We start from the raw sequence: 15853 nt of genomic DNA on the forward strand, positions 1-15853 counted from the left end.
GTCCCCGTGCCGTTCACCGAGCCCGCCGCCACCCTCCCGGCCCCCTCCCGCGTCGCCACCCGGCGGAGGCTGCTGATGTGCCGTCCCCAGCACTACGACGTCACGTACTCGATCAACCCCTGGATGCACCCGGAGCACCGCACCGACACCGCCCTCGCCCTGCGCCAGTGGGAGCGGCTGCGCGACCTGTACCTCGGCCACCTCGTGGAGGAGATCGACCCGGTCGGCGGCCTCCCCGACATGGTGTTCGCCGCCAACGGCGCCACCGTGGTCGACGGCAAGGTCTACGGGGCCCGCTTCCGGCACGCGCAGCGCACCGCGGAGGGTCCGGCGTACCTCGACTGGTTCGAGCGCCGGGGCTACCGCGAGGTGCTGTGGCCCGAGTTCATCAACGAGGGCGAGGGCGACATCCTCACCGTCGGCCGCCGGCTGCTGGCCGGCACCGGCTTCCGCACCGATCCGCGCTCGCACGCCGAGGCCCAGGAGTTCTTCGGCCTGCCGGTGACGAGCCTGACCCTCGTCGACCCGGAGTTCTACCACCTGGACACGGCGCTGGCCGTGCTCTGCGACGACGAGGTCATGTACTACCCGGCCGCCTTCTCCGAGGGCAGTCGGTCCGTGCTCCGCACGATGTTCCCCCGGGCGATCCTCGCCACCGCCGAGGACGCCGCGGTCTTCGGGCTGAACGCCTTCTCCGACGGCCGCCACGTGCTGCTGCCGGAGGCGGCGACCGGTCTGCGGGCCCAGCTCAGCGAGCGCGGCTTCGAGCCGATCGGGGTCGACCTCTCCGAGCTCCTCAAGGCGGGCGGCAGCGTCAAGTGCTGCACCCTGGAGCTGCGCGACCGCTGAGTCACCGCCAACGAAGTTTCCGGAAAGGACCGTTGTGACCTCTGCGACCGCGATCGCGGACAGCTACACCCACCTGCTCGACCTCCTGGGCGACGGAGGGGCCGACTACCGGCTGCTCCACCACGCCCCGGAGGGCCAGACCGAACTCGCCAGCCTCATCCGCGGCCACCGCCTCGAAGAGGCCGCCAAGTGCCTGGTCATCAGAGTCGCGCTGGGACGCAAACGACGCCGCTACGTCATCGCCGTGGTGCCGGGACACCGGCGCGTCGACCTGGAGGCGGTGCGGGCCGCGTACGGGGGCACGAACGCCTCCTTCGCCGTGCGCGCGGTCGCCGAGGAGCTGACGGGCTGCGCGAGCGGTTCGATCATGCCGGTGAGCTTCGACCCGTCGGTGGAGGTGGTGGTCGATCCGGAGCTGCTGGAGCAGGAGGAGATCTGGTTCAACGCGGGCCGGCTCGACGTGTCGGTGGCGCTGCGCACGTCGAGCTACGTCGCGCTGGCCCGGCCCCGGCCGGCCCGGATCGCCGAGGAGCCCGCGCTGGTCCCCGCGGGCGGCTGAGCGCGCCCGGCCGCCCCGTCGGGGGCGCCGCCGCCCCCGTGGCTGAGGGTGACGTACAGGTACTCGTCGAGGACCTTGGCCAGCGGGAGTCCGGGCCGGCCCAGCCAGGCGGTCAGCGCGTCCTCGTCCAGGCCGCTCTCGGCGAGCGCGGCCCGCGCCCAGGCCCGGCCGGTGCGCAGGTGCCGGTCGAAGGCGGCGGCGTCCCGCGCGCCGTGCATGCGGGACGCGATCGCCGCGTCCCAGGGCATCACGGTGCGCGGCCGCAGCGCGAACAGGGCCTTGGCGGCGGCGGTCGGCCCGAGGGCGCGGCGGCCGAGCGGGAGCGCGGCCAGCTCCCCGTACGCGGCCGCGAGCCGGGCGACGTCCCGGTCGGCCAGGGCCGCGAGCGGGGCACCGGGCAGGCTGTGCCGGCCCCACCAGGCGTCGAGCCCGGTCCCCAGCGGATCGGGCTCGCCGTCCCGGGGGTAGCGGATGCGGCAGCCCCAGGCGTTGAGCCAGCGGTGCAGGGCGGTCCGGTGCGCGGCCCGGGACAGGTCGAGGCCCGGTGCGGTGTCCGCGGTCAGCGCCAGCCAGCTGCGGTCGACGCCGGGGAAGGCTCCGAAGACCGCGGCGGCCTCCCGCAGCCCGTCGAGGCCGGGCGCGGGCGGCAGCCCGTCCTCCAGGTGGGCGCGGGCCACCTTCGCCGGTACGCACATCCGCCAGGCGTCGGTGACCAGCTCGGCCAGCTCCCCGTGGCCGAGGGCGGACATCCGGGCGTGCACCCAGTTGTAGCGCAGGTCACCGGCGCCGGGCAGGGAGAACTTCGCCGGCTCGGACGCGACCAGCGCGGCCCGCTCCTCCTTGGGGAAGGCGAACCCGAGCTCGCTCTCGTCCCGGGAAAGGGCGAGGTAGACGATGCGCCCGATCCGGAACTTCACCCGGTCGCGGACGAGGTGTTCCTCGGTGCGCGGCAGCGCGAGCGCGAGCCGCCGTACGTCTTCCACGGTCACCACCATGGCGAAAGTCTCGCAGCCCCCGGCGCCGGGTGCGGGGGCGGTCGCGTTAGTCTCGACGGGTGGACCCGAAGACCAGAAACCGTGTCATGGCCGGTGTGCTCGTGCTGATGTTCGTCGTCGTCGCCGTGGCGGCCGCCGTCGGACAGTAGGACCCGCCCGGCGGCCGCCCCCGGCCGACCCGCTACCAGGCGAAGGCCTCCGGCGAAGCCCCCGGCCCCGGGAAGACCTCGTCCAGGGAGGCGAGGAGTTCCCCGGAGAGCTCCAGCTCCACCGCCCGCAACGCCGAGGCGAGCTGCTCGTCGGTACGGGGACCGACGATCGGTCCGGTGACGCCGGGCCGGGTCAGCAGCCAGGCCAGGGCCACCTCGCCGGGCTCCAGGCCGTGCTTGTCGAGCAGGTCCTCGTACGCCTGCACCTGCGCCCGTACCGAGCTGTTCGCCAGCGCGTCCGCCGACCGGCCGGAGGCGCTGCGCCCGGACTCGGCCGATTTGCGGATCGCGCCGCCCAGCAGGCCCCCGTGCAGCGGGGACCAGGGGATGACGCCGAGCCCGTACGCCTCGGCGGCCGGGATGACCTCCATCTCGGCGCGGCGCTCCGCGAGGTTGTAGAGGCACTGCTCGCTGACCAGTCCGAGCCGCCCGGTGCGGGCGGCGGTCTCGTTGGCCTGGGCGATCTTCCAGCCGGGGAAGTTGGAGGAGCCCGCGTAGAGGATCTTGCCCTGCTGGACGAGGACCTCGATGGCCTGCCAGATCTCCTCGAAGGGGGTCTGCCGGTCGACGTGGTGGAACTGGTAGACGTCGATGTGGTCGGTCCGCAGCCGCCTGAGGCTGTCGTCGACGGCGCGGCGGATGTTCAGGGCCGAGAGCCGGTCGTAGTTGGGCCACGCCGCGCCCTCGGGGGCCATCGAGCCGTAGACCTTGGTGGCGAGCACCGTCTTGTCGCGACGCCCGCCGCCCTGGGCGAACCAGGTGCCGATGATCTCCTCGGTGCGCCCCTTGTTCTCACCCCACCCATACACGTTGGCCGTGTCCACGAAATTCAGACCTGCGTCGAGGGCGGCGTCCAGGATTCCGTGGCTGGTCGGTTCGTCTGTCTGCGGACCGAAGTTCATCGTGCCGAGGACGAGTCGGCTGACCTTGAGTCCGGTGCGTCCGAGCTGCGTGTACTTCATGGGACCCAAGCCAACTGCTTCGAGTCCACTCAAGGCAAGAGCGGCCCGCGCAGCCCTCGATTTATGCGACAACGCGCATAGTCGCGTTGATGCATAGACGGCTGACCACTGCGCTCCGTACGGTCTTGGTGGCCGGCCCTGACCAGGGCCGCGAACCAGGGGGTTCACATGGCTCGTGAGGAACTGACTCGACTCACCGGCAACGGAAGCGGCGAATGCGGACAGGGCGACTGCCCCAACGTGTACCGCACTGCCTCCGGCTCCTTCATCGTGCAGGGAGACCTGTCCGATGCCTTCACACCGCCCGGCGGCGAGGGGCTCGTCGAGATCCCTGAGAGCGTCTTGAGGGAGGCCGTACGTGCTCTTGGATGGTGATGAGTGGCAGTCCAAGTTCCGCGACTTCAAGAGCGAGGCATGGCGGCTTGAGACCCTCTCCCAGTACCTGGTCCCGCAGGAGGCGGAGGAGTTTGCCGCCTTCAGGAACGGTGCGCGGTTCCAAGGGCCCTACGAGGACTCCTGGACGGCTCTGATTCGCAGGCACTCCGCTGCCGGGGGACGCGTCGGACGCGTGCATATCGTGTGCCGCCCGCTCTCGGACTACCTGCGCTTCGAGTTCGAGCGGTACTACCGACACCAGGCACCTGTCGGGGAAGACATCCGCATCCTTGATGTGACCAACCGGCCGAACCCGCTGCCGGACGTCCAGGACTTCTGGATGTTCGACCGCTCCACGGTCGTGCTGATGCACTACGAGGAGGATGGACGGCAGATCTCCCGCGAACTGTACGAAGGTGATCCCGCCCCCTTCATCGAGTACCAGCGCATCGCAGTGGAAGCGTCCGTCCCGTTCCTGGAGTACGTACGCGCGTGACGTTCGAGCCTGAGCGGATGGGCCAGTCCAGCCGGGAGCTGGCCGACAAGCTCCGCGACCTGCGCAAGCGGTCTGGGCTCTCCGGAGCCCGGATCGCGGCGCGCTGCAACATGTCCCAGTCCAAGATCAGCCGGATCGAGAACGGCAAGGTCCGGCCGTCGTTGGTGGACGTAGAGCAGATCCTGAGAGCGATCGACGCACCGACCGAGCTCGTCGCGGAAGTCTCTGCCCTGGCACGCACGGCGAACACCGACTGGCAGGACGCCCGGTCACTCCGGCGCAAGGGCCTGGACAAGAAGCAGTTCGAACTCGCCGGCCTGGAGACGGCCAGCACCGATCTCCGGTACCTCCTCCTGTCGATGATCACCGGCCTGCTCTCGACCCCCGAATACATCCGCGCCAGCCTGGCGCACATCCCCGGCGACCACTCGAAGGCCGTGGCGAAGAAGCTGGAGCGACAGGAGGTCCTCTACGACCGCTCGAAGCGGTTCACGTTCATCCTCACCGAGCAGGCCGTGCGCTGGCCGCTGGTACCGCCGGATGCGCTGGCCGTGCAGATCGACCGGCTGGTCTCATTGACGCACCTCCCCAACCTGCGCTTGGGCGTCATCCCTCTCGGTCCGGCGACGGCTCCGGCCCCGCTGAACACCTTCACCGTGTATGACGACCGCATAGCGACGGTCGAAGTGTCCACGGGCGTCCTGGTCCTGCGCGATCCGAGAGACGTACGCGCCCACCTTCAGGAGTTCGCTGTTTACGAGGATCTGGCCCTCTTCGGGGATGGCGCCCGGGAGCACCTCACCTCGTGGTCCGCGACCTGCCGTCGTTGATCTTTAGTCCACAACGCGAATGAAGCTGTGGAGCGGTCGCTTCTCCGGGAAACGATGACGTGCCGTCGAGCAGAAGTGATCCCTGGAAGGCGTACGCCATGAGCAGAGCGCAGACGACCATGTCGGGGCCGATGCACCTGTCGCTGCCGAACGTGCCGCCGAAACCGGCGGACGAGTGTGGGGTGTGCAGCGCCTTGGCCGCGCAGCGGCAGGAGGCTCGGAGCCGGGGCGATCTGTCGGCGGTGACCGATGCGGACGTAGAGCTCCGTAACCACCCGCACCGAGATCGGAGGCCGTGATGACGCGCTCGGTCCTGCGGTACGTGGAACACCGCATCAGCCGTCACCCGGGGACGGACGTGACCTTCGAGGCCGAGTGCCTGCGCTGCGACTGGCAGGCGCCAGCCTCGGACGACGGAGCAGCGGTGGACATCGAGTGCATGAGCCACACAGGCCGCACGGGACACCAAGGTTTCCGCCGCTGGTGCACGTCCTTCGCGTGGGTCGAGCGCACGGGATAGTCCACGGTCGCATCGTGGGAAGCCGTGCTTCGCGGCGAAGCTAGGCTCCCGCGCATGACGAATGATCTCGGTTACACCTGCTCATGCTGCGGCGAGTACCACGCGGAGCTTCCGATGGGCTACAGCACCACAGCTCCCGACGTCTGGGACGAGAGCTTCGAGGGCCGGCCCGACAGCCTGCTCTCCTCGGACCAGTGCGTCATCAATGCCGAGCACTACTTCGTCAGGGGTCTGATCGAGATACCGGTCATCGGCAGCGATGAGGTGTTCTCGTGGGGGGTCTGGGTTTCGCTCAGCCGGGACAACTTCTCCCAGGCTGCCGACGTGTGGAACACGCCGGGGCGCGAAGCGGAGAAGCCGTACTTCGGCTGGCTGACCACCGAGCTTCCGATCTACTCGCCCAGCACCATCAACCTGAAGACGAACGCTCACACCCGCCCGGTCGGCCAGCGCCCCTACATCGAGCTCGAACCCACCGACCACCCCCTCGCAGTCGAGCAGCGCACCGGCATCACTCTCGACCGCGTACGTCAGATCGCCGAAGCCGTCCTCCATAGCAACGGCGAGAACGGCTGACCGACACAGCTGTTCAGGTCGGCGGCGAAGGGGTGGGGTATGACCCCCTGAGGCTGACAAGGCAGGCCGCCACGTCTTGGCCGCTGAGCTCCTGCCACGGTTCCAGAGGCCGTCAGACAGCGGCGAAGGGAGGCGACTGCGAAGAACATGCAGTTCAAGCCGCCTCACCCCATCCGGCCGGTGGTCAGGAGGCTGCACAAGAGTGCAGCCCTTTGAGCTTGTCCTTCGCGGCTTCGCTCTTTTGGGGCGCGCAGCGCCCCACCTGGGTAGCTTCCTGGCCTTCGTCTTTGGGGCCCCTGCGGGGCCGTTCTGTCGAAGCAGGCTCGGGCGACGGCGGCCTGACGGCCGCCCTTGCGTCTGCCGCTGAGGGCGCTGCTGCGCCTCGCTCCCCTTCGCCGCTGCTCGGCATGACGCTTTGTGTTGTCGGCCCCGGCAGGGGCCCACTGTGAGGCCAAACAGATAAGAGAGGAAGCGTGCGTTTCCGCAGCTCAGAGGCGTTGCGGGTACACGTGAGGCGTGTGTGCGCTACACGCGGGAGCGGTGCCTATCGGTCTTGGTGGATGCGGCACGGGACCGGGGCACCCCTCCTCTTCTGGAAGAGGTGAGGAGGGACAACGAGGCAGGCGGCCCCTGACCGGGGTGACACGAGGTCCAGCCGCTTCGCTCGGATGACGGCATTGGTCGCGCTCTGGTCCGACAGGGGCTGGTTCTCCTTGCCCAGCAGGGCGGCCAACTTCCCCGGACCGAAGCTCGCGTGGCCCTGGCAGTCGGCCCACCCGAGGGCGGCGAAGTGGACGCGGTAGGCGAGCTGGTGCCGGGAGTCCCGGGCCATGCGCCTGTACTCGTGCTAGGAGACTCCGCCCCAAGGGCGGCCGGTGCCGAAGTGGATGGCCACTGAGCGCGGCTCCTTCCTGTGCGGCGCATGGGTGCGCCAGTTACCCCCGCCTGATGGCGGGACATGTGCCTCCCTTTCTTCGCGGGGGTGGACCAGCCACGGCCGGGATAGTCCTCACAGGGTGCCTCGCCCGTCTGGGGGCCGAAGTTCATGGTGCCGAGGACGAGTCGGCTGACCTTGAGTCCGGTGCGTCCGAGCTGCGTGTACTTCATGGGCCCCAAGCCAACTGCTTCGAGTCCACTCCAGGCAAGACCCCGCCGGTGTCGGCGTGTTACGGCTCGCGGGCGGGGCGGTAGGGGCCGCCGACGCCCCAGGCCTGGTGCAGGACGGCCGCGAACTCGCCCGCCAGGCGGTGTTCTCCGGAGGCGTTGGGGTGGGTGCCGTCGTAGGTGTCGTGGGCGATCTCGTACGCCTGCGGGCGCGCGGCCAGCAGGATCGGCGAGGCGTCGGTGGTGAGGTCGGCGACCGCCTTGGCGAGCAGTTCGTTGAACCGGGTGACCTCCGCCGCGAAGGGCGGGTCCTCCTGGGCGCGGACGTTCGGGATGACGGGCAGGAACACCATGCGGATCCCGGGACGCGGCCGGCGCGCCGCGTCGACGAAGAGGCGTACGTTGGCGGCGGTCTGCTCGGCCTTGGTGTAGAAGCCGAGGTCGATCAGGCCGAGGGAGACGAGCAGGACGTCGGCGCGGCCCTCGTGGGCGGCGGGGCCGATGAGCGGGGCCATGTGCTGCCAGCCCTCGCCCCAGCCGGCGAGGTGGCGGCGGGCGTCGGCGGGGAAGCCGGGGGCGGCGTAGGCGTGGCTGGTGCCCGCACCGGTGGCGGCGTCGTAGAGCGCGGTGCGCGGGCCGACGATCTCGAAGGGGCCGTCCAGGGTGGCGGTCAGGTGCTGCCACATCCGGTAGCGCCAGGTGTAGTCGCCGGCGCGTCCGATGGTCATGGAGTCGCCGACGAACATGAAACGCATCCGGTCATCATCGCGGATCACGCGACAGGTACTCCTGTGATGCCGGACACGCCCGGCGGGCTGGCAGGCTGGGGGGATGCGCCTGTTGCCCGTACGGACCGCCCTCCCCTCCGCCGCCGCCGTCCCGGCAGCCCTCCTGTGCGCGGCCCTGCTGGCGGGGGCCGCCGCCCCGGCCGTGGCGGCCCCGGCGGACGACCGGCCCGGTGCGTCCGGGTTCACCATCACCGATCCGCGGATCACGGAGTCGAGCGGGCTGGCGGCCAGCCGGATCCACCCGGGCATCTACTGGACGCACAACGACAGCGACGACGGCCCGTACGTGTACGCGGTGGACTCGGCGACGGGCCGGACCGTGGCCCGGGTGACGATGAGCGGCATCGGGACCCCCCGTGACGTCGAGGCCATCTCGCTCGGCCCCGACGGGCAGTTGTACGTCGGGGACATCGGGGACAACCGGGACGGCACCTGGGACCACGTGTGGATCTACCGCTTCCCGGAGCCGAAGGAGCTGCGCGACACCACCGTCAAGGCCGAGCAGTTCACGGTGACGTACGCCGACGGGCCGCGCAACGCCGAGGCCCTGATGGTGCATCCGGTGACGGGCCGGGCGTACATCGCCAGCAAGAACGAGCAGCGGGGCGGCCTGTACGAGGGTCCGGAGCGGCTGTCGGCGGACGGGCCCAACGTCTTCCGGCGGATCGCGGACGTGCCGTGGGTGACGGACGGGGCGTTCTCGCCGGACGGCGGGCACCTGACGCTGCGCGGCTACTTCACGGCCCGTACCTACCCGTGGAAGGACGGCCGGCCCGAGGGCGGGGGCGAGCGGGTGGACGCGCCGTGGCAGGGGCAGGCGGAGTCGGTGACGTACACCCCGGACGGGAAGACGCTGATGTTCGGGGCGGAGGGCGCGAACAGCAGGGTGGTGGCCGTTGCGGTGGCCCCGGCCGGGCCTGCCGCCGGGGGCGGCCCCTCCGCCTCCGGTCCGGCCCCCTCCGGTGCGCCGGGCGGCGGGAACGGGAACCGGGCGGACGGCGGGCCGGCCGGCGAGGGCGGCGGCTACGGCAAGGGCGTGCTCGTGCTGGCGGCCGCCACGGCCCTGGTCGTCGGGGGAAAGCGGCTGTTCAGGCGGCGGTCCGGCAGCTGAACGCGCGGGGAACCGGCGGGAGTCGGGCCGCGTCCCTGCCCACAGAACGGGACTGGTCATGTCCATGGCCGCCGTGGCGTGGTGGGAGGGGTACCGGAAATGAGAGCGGCGATGTCCTCGACCGCCGTGGCACCGCCGGACAGGTTCGACTGGTTCACGGACGTCGTGGCGCGCTCCCCCGCGCCGACCGCGATCCGCTGCGAGGACCCCGGCGGTTTCCGCGCCGACGCCGCCGTGCTGGACCTGGGCCCAGTCCAGGTCTCCACCTTCGACTACGCCCCGCTGCGCTCGCGCCGCACCCCGGGCCACATCCGCCAGGGCGACCCCGAGCAGTACCAGCTGGCCCTGGTCACCGGCGGCCCCGTGTGGATCACCCAGCACCGGGCCGGCTCGGGGCCGGTCAACGGCGACCTGGTGCTGTGGGACACCTCCCACCCCTACGAGGCGGGCACCCCCGGCGAGGACGACGTCCTGGTCCGCGCCGTCGTCCTGCAGATCCCCCGCACCGCGCTGCCGCTGCGCCCCGACCGGGTGGACCGGCTGCTCGCCCAGCGGATCCCGGCAGGCCGGGGCACGGGCGCGGTCCTGGCCCAGTTCCTCGGCTCGGTCGACGCCCATGCGGAAGGCTGCGGGGAACGGGAGCTGTCCCACCTGGGCACCGCCGCCCTGGGACTCGCGGCGGCCTGCCTCGCCGAACGCCTCGACGTGTACGACGACCTCCCCGCCGAGGCCCGCGAGGAGGTGCTGCTGCGGCAGATCGACGCCTTCATCGAGCACAACCTCGGCGACCCGGAGCTCACCCCCGGGATGGTCGCCGCCCGCCACCACATCTCGCTGCGCCGACTGCACCTGCTGTTCCAGGGGCGGCCGGAGGGGGTCGCGGCCTCCATCCGGCGCCGCCGGCTGGCGGGCTGCCGCGCCGACCTGCTGCGGCCCGCACTGGCCGGGCGGCCCGTCCACGCGATCGCCGCCCGCTGGGGGTTCACCAGCGCGGCCGTCTTCAGCCGCGCGTTCCGCCAGGCCTACGGGACCAGCCCGTCGGAACTCCGCCGGACGGGCCGGGCCGCACGGCTGCGGTAGCCGCTACCGCTGCCGCTGCCGCTGCCAAAGGAGAGCCGAGGGGTCCGTGGCGGGCCGGCGGGTCCCGCTGCGGGCCCCCTGGCGCCCCCCGGCAGGGGTGTTGCACGCAAGGTCAACGATCCTTGCGCGCAGCGCACGGGCCGGTGCCCGAACGCGCCCTAAGCTCGTTTTCCGGCCGCCGCCGGGGCAACCCGGCAGGGGCCGCCCGCCGGGCCCCACGGGCCCCGGGCATCGCGGCCCGGGGCCGGGCCGGGCTCAGGCCCGGTCGTCGATCGGGATCTGCTGGTGCGGGCCCTTGCCGTTCACGGGGGTGACGGCAGGGGCTTCCGGCGACGGCTGGGCCATCGAGGCCAGCATCTGCCGGGCCATGCCCAGGCCCGCGCCGCCCATCGTGAGGGCCTTCGCGAACATCTCGGACATCCCCTCGGCCCCGTTGAGCAGCACCATGTGCTCGACGTTCCCGAACGCTCCCGCGCCCGCCTCGACGATCGCCGGCCAGTTCTCGGCGAGCTGCTGCGCTACCACCGCCTCCTGGTTCTCCGCCAGCGCGGCGGCCCGCGCCTTGATCGCCTCGGCCTCGGCGAGACCCTTCGCCTTGGCCGCCTCCGCCGCCGCCAGACCGTTGGCCCGCGCCGACTCCGCCGCCGCGAGGCCCTTGGCCTGGGTGGCCGCCGCCTCCGCCTCACCGCTCGCCCGCGTCGCCGTCGCCGCCGCGAGCCCCCGCGCCTCGGTGGCCTGGGCCTCGGCGGACGCGGCCGTCCGCACCCGGGTCGCCTCGGCGGCCGCCGCCAGCTCCGTCTCCTTCGCCTTGGCCTGCGCCGCCGAGATGCGGGCGTCGCGCTCCGCCTCGGCGAGGGTCCTCGTCTGGTACGCCGCCGCGTCCGCGGGCTTGCGCACGTCGGCCTGGAGCTGCTGCTCGCGCCGGTGCGCCTCCAGCTCCGCGACCCGGGTCTCCTGGACGACGACCTCCTGCTTGGCCGCGGCCTCCGACAGCGGGCCCGCCTGGCGGGCCGTGGCCGCCGCCTTGTCCCGCTCGGCCTGGTAGCCGGCCTGGAGGATCTCGCTGTCGCGGGTGGCCTCCGCCATCCGCGCGAAGGCCGTCTGCTCGGCCTCGGTCGCCAGCCGGTTCGCCTCGGCCTGCGCGATGCGCGCGTCCCGCTGCACGGCGGCCGCGTGCGGCATCGCCAGGTTCTTGATGTAGCCGGTCGGGTCCTCGATCTCGTGGATCTGCAGCGAGTCCACGATCAGACCCAGCTTCTCCATCTCGGTCCCGCAGGCCGCCCGCGTCTGCCCGGTCAGCTTCTCCCGGTCACGGATCATGTCCTCGACCGTCAGACCGCCGACGATGGACCGCAGATGGCCCGCGAAGACGATGTGCACCCGCTCGGGCATCATCTTCTGCTGGTCCAGGAAGCGGCGCGCGGCGTTGGCGATGGACACCATGTCGTCGCCGATCTTGAAGATCACGACGCCCTTCACCCGCAGCGGGATGCCCTGGTGGGTGACGCAGTCCACGTTCAGCTGGGTCTCGTTCAGATCCAGCGAGAGCTTGCGGACCGCCTGCACCCCGGGCAGCACCAGCGTTCCGCGCCCGGTGACGATCCGGAACCCCATGCCCTCGCCGATGCCCTCGGTCTTGTGCGTGGAGCCGGAGATGACGAGTGCCTCGTTCGGTTCGGCCACCCGCCACATGAGCTTGAACAGGCCGATCAAGGCAATGATTGCGGCGAGCACGATTCCCGCCACGACGCCGATAGCCATCGGCAACGCCCCCTTATCGCGGTGCCGTTCGACACCGACGAGGGCGAGTCTGCGCCCGGCCGGACTGCCGGAGAAGTGGCGGGATCATTCTTGTCGCCATCTTGATACGCACGGACGGCGCGGACCCGGCCGGCCGGTGGACATGACAGGGTGGGCGGATGACCGCGCATCCTTCCTGGCCCCCCTCAGACCTGCTCGCGGCGCGGGAGCGCCTCTACGGTCCCTGCGGGTTCGACTGCTCGCCGCCGGTCCCCGAGGCCGAGAGCGCCGCGTACGACGCGTGCGCGTTCACCCTGGACGGCCTCGCCGTCCGCTTCCGGTCGGCCAGGACGACGCCCACCAAGGCGGGCCAGTTCGTCACCGTGTGGAAGAGGTCCCCGGGCGGAGGACCCATCGCGCCCTTCGACGTGTCGGACCCGGTCGACCTCTTCGTGGTCAGCAGCCGGGACGGTGACGGCTTCGGCCAGTTCGTCCTGCCCGTCGGCGTGCTCCGCCGCCGGGGCATCGTCTCGGTGGACGGCGCCGGGGGCAAGCGGGCCTTCCGGGTCTATCCGCCGTGGGTGACCACCACCAGCCGGCAGGCGGAGCGTACGCAGGCCTGGCAGCTGGAGCACTTCCTGTCGCTGGACGGCCCCGTCGACACCGCCCGCGCGCGGGAGCTGTACCGCGCTCAGCCGGCCGGATAGGCGGCCATCACGTACACCGTGCGCGGCGGCAGGTGCTCGACGACCGTCACGAGGGTTCCGACCGTCAGCAGGCCCTCGCCCGGGGCCGGATGGGCGAGGAAGTGCTCGGCCCCGCCCCGGATCCGCACGATGACCTCCCCGACCAGGCCCGGCCCGACGGTCCCCGTCACCCGGCCGGTCATCCCCACCATGTCAGCGTCCGTCTCCCCCATTCCCCGAGGGTACGCGGGGAACGGGTCCGGGGGACGGGTCAGGAGTGGCCGAGGTCGGCGGACGGGAGGTCCGCCTCCGGCACCGAGCCGATGCCGGCGGGCCGCAGCGGGAACTCGTCCGTCGCCATCGAGTCGAGCACCGGCGGCGCCGGCCGGAGCGGCTTCGGCATGACGGCTGCCTCCGAATGGCCCCCGCACCCGTAGGAGAGGGACACCAGCCGGCCGTCGGCCGGCCCGAACTCGTTCGCGCAGATCCCGAAGGCCTGGCCCAGCGAGCCGCCGATCGCGACGAGGAAGCCGCAGGAGACGCACGACGCGGGCGCCGCCTGCGCCATCGGGGTCTTCGCGCCGAAGGACTCGTCCCAGCGGTCGGCCGCGCTGTGCAGCCCGTACCGCGAGAGCACCCGCGCCCGCCGCATGCCCAGTTCCTCGGCGACGGCCGTGATGGAGCCGCGCGCGGGGACGACCACCCGGTCGGTGACGTCGGCGTCCTCGGCCTCGACCAGTTCGGCCATCTCGGTGGAGACCACCGCGTTCGGCGGCGGGACGTCCTCGCCCGAGTAGCCCGGCTCCAGCCGCAGGTCGTCCGCGTCCGTCGGGAGCAGGTCGCCGGGGCCCATGTCCCCCGGACGCAGCCGCTCGCTCCACGGCACCCACTCGGGTGCCTGCAGGGCGTCCTCGCCGGGCAGCAGCACCGTTTCGTTGAGGGTGACGTTCTTCGCGCGGGAGGCGCGGGTCACGGTGACGGCCCAGCGCCAGCCGCGGTAGCCCGGTTCCTCGCACTCGAAGAAGTGCGTGACGACCCGCTCGCCCTCCGCGAAGGCGGAGACGTGCTCGCCCACCACGCCGGGGAAGGCGGCCTCCTCGGCCGCCGCGCGGGCGAGTTCTACCGCCTCGACGCACAGGCGGTCAGGGGTACGCGGGGTACGGCTTCGCGTCGTCGTCGCAGCACTCACAGGTCTCGTTCTCTCCTACGCCGTCTCACGAGTGCGCCGTCCGTACTGTCGTCCACAACGACCCGTCGGTCTCGTCCGTACGTAGCGCGGGCGGAGCGGACCAGAGGGCCGCGTCGACGTCCGCGCCCGATCGGCCTCGGGCGCACCCCACTGCGATCCATTCTGCGGGATCGCGAAGAGGCGCGCGGCCAAGAGCAACCGCCGGTGGCGCGCTACGCACGCTACCTCCTCCGAAGCCTTCGGCCCACATGCGAGGTCCGATTCGCGGACATCCCGGTGGCCCGCGACGCGCCGGGACGGCTCCGGGAGGGCCGAGTGGGGCACTATGGCCACGTGGCACCCGTACGGTCGTCCGTCGACGGCTCGGGACCGGCCAGACGGGCCGGCCGGGCCGTCGGGCGTGCCCTGCACCTCCCCATCACCGGTACGGCGCGGGGGATCCGGCGCGCCACGCACGCCCACGGGGCGGGTGAATCGGGCCTCGGCCGGCTGATCGAGCTGCACGCCATCAACGGCGCCGGCGATGTGATGATCACCGTTGCGCTGGCCTCCACGGTGTTCTTCTCCGTTCCCACGGACGAGGCGCGCGGCCGGGTGGCCCTGTACCTGGCCATCACCATGGCCCCGTTCACCCTGCTGGCCCCCGTGATCGGGCCGCTGCTGGACCGGCTGCCGCACGGGCGGCGGGCGGCGATGGCGTGCGCGATGCTGGCGCGGGCCCTGCTGGCGGTGATGATGTCCGGCGCGGTGGCCACGGGCGGCCTGGAGCTGTACCCGGCGGCGCTGGGGGTGCTCGTCGCGTCGAAGGCGTACGGGGTCGTGCGCAGCGCCGTGGTGCCGCGGCTGCTGCCGCCGACGTTCTCACTCGTCAAGGCGAACTCCCGGGTCACTCTCGCCGGCCTGCTCGCGACGGGCGCCGCCGCGCCGGTGGCGGCCGGGCTGCACGCGATCGGGCCGCCGTGGCCGCTGTACGGGGCCTGCGCGATCTTCGTGTGGGGGACGTTCGCGGCGTTCCAACTGCCGCACAAGGTGGACGAGGCGAAGGGTGAGCGGCGGGCGCGGCTGTCCACCCACGAGGCGCACTCGAAGCGTCCGGGGCTGCGGACGGTCAGCCGGCCGGTGCTGTGCGGGCTGCTGGCGAACGCGGCGATGCGCGCCCTGTCCGGGTTCTTGATCTTCTTCCTGGCGTTCCTGCTGCGCGAGCACCCCCTGGCGGGGCAGAGCGCGGCGGTATCGCTCGGGATCGTCGGCGTGTCGGCGGGAGTGGGCAACGCGGCCGGGACGGCCGTGGGCGCGTGGCTGCGGGCCCGGGCCCCGGAGGCCATCATCGCGGCGGTGCTGTCGGTGACGCTCACGGTGGCGGTGCTGGCGGCGGTGCTGTTCAGCGGGCTGCTCATGGCGGTGCTCGCCGGGACGGCGGGGTTCTGCCAGGCGCTGGCGAAGCTGTCGCTGGACGCGATGATCCAGCGGGACGTGCCGGAGGAGGTGCGGACGTCGGCGTTCGCGCGGTCGGAGACGGCGTTGCAGGTGGCGTGGGTGCTGGGCGGCGGGATCGGGATCGTGCTGCCGCTGAACGGGGTGCTGGGGATGGCGGTCGCCGCGACGATGGTGGCCGCCGGCACGGTCATGGCGCTCCGCGGCCTCCTGGCGACCCCACGCCCCCACCGTCCGGGCTCCGCCCGCCCCCGCGTGGCCTGACGGTCCCGTGCGGCCCGGACCGGGGCGCGGTCGGCCCGCCGGCGGCCGGGCGCGGGGTCCGGGGCGGCGCCGCGGGAGGGCCGGGA

Annotated in this window: 17 protein-coding genes; 11 read left to right on the forward strand and 6 right to left on the reverse strand. The window is 72.3% G+C overall.

Features of this window, described 5'->3' with window-relative positions; all coding sequences use genetic code 11:
* Positions 1–6: 6 nt before the first annotated feature.
* Positions 7–849, forward strand: coding sequence for a dimethylargininase (gene ddaH / locus ACEPPI_RS18805; RefSeq protein ID WP_373916374.1), 843 nt, complete (start codon positions 7–9; stop codon positions 847–849).
* Between the two features lie 34 nt (positions 850–883).
* A complete protein-coding gene (locus tag ACEPPI_RS18810) occupies positions 884–1408 on the forward strand; it encodes a YbaK/EbsC family protein (protein WP_373916375.1) in 525 nt (174 codons plus the stop codon).
* On the opposite strand, the gene ACEPPI_RS18815 is transcribed toward ACEPPI_RS18810, so the two are convergent.
* Entirely contained in the window at positions 1336–2403 is a 1068-nt protein-coding gene (locus ACEPPI_RS18815; RefSeq protein WP_373916376.1) for an MmcQ/YjbR family DNA-binding protein, read from the reverse strand. The two genes, ACEPPI_RS18810 and ACEPPI_RS18815, sit on opposite strands and share 73 nt — an antisense overlap.
* A gap of 181 nt (positions 2404–2584) precedes the next feature.
* Positions 2585–3574 carry an aldo/keto reductase gene (locus ACEPPI_RS18820; RefSeq protein WP_373916377.1) on the reverse strand — a complete coding sequence of 330 codons (990 nt, stop codon included), beginning with the start codon at positions 3572–3574 and terminating at the stop codon, positions 2585–2587.
* A gap of 168 nt (positions 3575–3742) precedes the next feature.
* On the opposite strand from ACEPPI_RS18820, the gene ACEPPI_RS18825 reads away from it, so the two are divergent.
* The 5 genes from ACEPPI_RS18825 (at position 3743) to ACEPPI_RS18845 (ending at position 6371) form a co-directional block, all read left to right on the forward strand.
* Positions 3743–3949: a hypothetical protein gene (locus tag ACEPPI_RS18825; RefSeq protein ID WP_373916378.1), complete on the forward strand. Its 207-nt coding sequence runs from the start codon at positions 3743–3745 to the stop codon at positions 3947–3949.
* Complete coding sequence (locus ACEPPI_RS18830; protein ID WP_373916379.1) at positions 3933–4445, forward strand: DUF6879 family protein; 513 nt, start codon at positions 3933–3935, stop codon at positions 4443–4445. The genes ACEPPI_RS18825 and ACEPPI_RS18830 overlap by 17 nt, the downstream gene beginning before the upstream one ends.
* On the forward strand, positions 4442–5275 hold the full coding sequence (locus ACEPPI_RS18835) for a helix-turn-helix domain-containing protein (protein WP_373916380.1): 834 nt from the start codon (positions 4442–4444) through the stop codon (positions 5273–5275). The genes ACEPPI_RS18830 and ACEPPI_RS18835 overlap by 4 nt, the downstream gene beginning before the upstream one ends.
* 298 nt (positions 5276–5573) lie before the next feature.
* Positions 5574–5795, forward strand: a complete 222-nt coding sequence (locus ACEPPI_RS18840; RefSeq protein ID WP_373916381.1) for a hypothetical protein — start codon at positions 5574–5576, stop codon at positions 5793–5795.
* A gap of 114 nt (positions 5796–5909) precedes the next feature.
* Entirely contained in the window at positions 5910–6371 is a 462-nt protein-coding gene (locus ACEPPI_RS18845) for a DUF2199 domain-containing protein (protein WP_373916390.1), read from the forward strand.
* Between the two features lie 1166 nt (positions 6372–7537).
* On the opposite strand, the gene ACEPPI_RS18850 is transcribed toward ACEPPI_RS18845, so the two are convergent.
* On the reverse strand, positions 7538–8230 hold the full coding sequence (locus ACEPPI_RS18850) for a GDSL-type esterase/lipase family protein (protein ID WP_373916391.1): 693 nt from the start codon (positions 8228–8230) through the stop codon (positions 7538–7540).
* A gap of 76 nt (positions 8231–8306) precedes the next feature.
* On the opposite strand from ACEPPI_RS18850, the gene ACEPPI_RS18855 reads away from it, so the two are divergent.
* On the forward strand, positions 8307–9374 hold the full coding sequence (locus ACEPPI_RS18855; protein WP_373916382.1) for a WD40 repeat domain-containing protein: 1068 nt from the start codon (positions 8307–8309) through the stop codon (positions 9372–9374).
* A gap of 111 nt (positions 9375–9485) precedes the next feature.
* Complete coding sequence (locus ACEPPI_RS18860; protein WP_373916383.1) at positions 9486–10454, forward strand: helix-turn-helix domain-containing protein; 969 nt, start codon at positions 9486–9488, stop codon at positions 10452–10454.
* 255 nt (positions 10455–10709) lie between these two features.
* Here the strand turns inward: ACEPPI_RS18860 and ACEPPI_RS18865 are convergent, their stop codons facing one another.
* Positions 10710–12215 carry an SPFH domain-containing protein gene (locus ACEPPI_RS18865; RefSeq protein ID WP_373916384.1) on the reverse strand — a complete coding sequence of 502 codons (1506 nt, stop codon included), beginning with the start codon at positions 12213–12215 and terminating at the stop codon, positions 10710–10712.
* 158 nt (positions 12216–12373) lie between these two features.
* On the opposite strand from ACEPPI_RS18865, the gene ACEPPI_RS18870 reads away from it, so the two are divergent.
* Positions 12374–12901, forward strand: coding sequence for a MepB family protein (locus ACEPPI_RS18870; protein ID WP_373916385.1), 528 nt, complete (start codon positions 12374–12376; stop codon positions 12899–12901).
* On the opposite strand, the gene ACEPPI_RS18875 is transcribed toward ACEPPI_RS18870, so the two are convergent.
* Both ACEPPI_RS18875 and ACEPPI_RS18880 read right to left on the reverse strand, forming a co-directional pair.
* Positions 12886–13113, reverse strand: coding sequence for a hypothetical protein (locus ACEPPI_RS18875; protein ID WP_030239242.1), 228 nt, complete (start codon positions 13111–13113; stop codon positions 12886–12888). The two genes, ACEPPI_RS18870 and ACEPPI_RS18875, sit on opposite strands and share 16 nt — an antisense overlap.
* A 38-nt stretch (positions 13114–13151) precedes the next feature.
* On the reverse strand, positions 13152–14069 hold the full coding sequence (locus ACEPPI_RS18880) for a DUF3027 domain-containing protein (RefSeq protein WP_373916386.1): 918 nt from the start codon (positions 14067–14069) through the stop codon (positions 13152–13154).
* Between the two features lie 315 nt (positions 14070–14384).
* Between ACEPPI_RS18880 and ACEPPI_RS18885 the strand changes: the two genes are divergently transcribed.
* Positions 14385–15767: an MFS transporter gene (locus ACEPPI_RS18885; RefSeq protein WP_373916387.1), complete on the forward strand. Its 1383-nt coding sequence runs from the start codon at positions 14385–14387 to the stop codon at positions 15765–15767.
* Positions 15768–15853 lie beyond the last annotated feature (86 nt).

This window comes from Streptomyces sp. AB3(2024), from assembly GCF_041862025.1.
Taxonomy (GTDB): domain Bacteria; phylum Actinomycetota; class Actinomycetes; order Streptomycetales; family Streptomycetaceae; genus Streptomyces.

Excerpts from the sequence above, each read along its gene's own strand:
- ACEPPI_RS18815 (WP_373916376.1), bottom strand. The coding sequence starts at position 2,403 with ATGGTGGTGACCGTGGAAGACGTACGGCGGCTCGCGCTCGCGCTGCCG.
- ACEPPI_RS18820 (WP_373916377.1), bottom strand. The coding sequence starts at position 3,574 with ATGAAGTACACGCAGCTCGGACGCACCGGACTCAAGGTCAGCCGACTC.
- ACEPPI_RS18825 (WP_373916378.1), top strand. The coding sequence starts at position 3,743 with ATGGCTCGTGAGGAACTGACTCGACTCACCGGCAACGGAAGCGGCGAA.
- ACEPPI_RS18840 (WP_373916381.1), top strand. The coding sequence starts at position 5,574 with ATGACGCGCTCGGTCCTGCGGTACGTGGAACACCGCATCAGCCGTCAC.
- ACEPPI_RS18845 (WP_373916390.1), top strand. The coding sequence starts at position 5,910 with ATGGGCTACAGCACCACAGCTCCCGACGTCTGGGACGAGAGCTTCGAG.
- ACEPPI_RS18850 (WP_373916391.1), bottom strand. The coding sequence starts at position 8,230 with ATGCGTTTCATGTTCGTCGGCGACTCCATGACCATCGGACGCGCCGGC.
- ACEPPI_RS18855 (WP_373916382.1), top strand. The coding sequence starts at position 8,307 with ATGCGCCTGTTGCCCGTACGGACCGCCCTCCCCTCCGCCGCCGCCGTC.
- ACEPPI_RS18860 (WP_373916383.1), top strand. The coding sequence starts at position 9,486 with ATGTCCTCGACCGCCGTGGCACCGCCGGACAGGTTCGACTGGTTCACG.
- ACEPPI_RS18865 (WP_373916384.1), bottom strand. The coding sequence starts at position 12,215 with ATGGCTATCGGCGTCGTGGCGGGAATCGTGCTCGCCGCAATCATTGCC.
- ACEPPI_RS18870 (WP_373916385.1), top strand. The coding sequence starts at position 12,374 with ATGACCGCGCATCCTTCCTGGCCCCCCTCAGACCTGCTCGCGGCGCGG.
- ACEPPI_RS18875 (WP_030239242.1), bottom strand. The coding sequence starts at position 13,113 with ATGGGGGAGACGGACGCTGACATGGTGGGGATGACCGGCCGGGTGACG.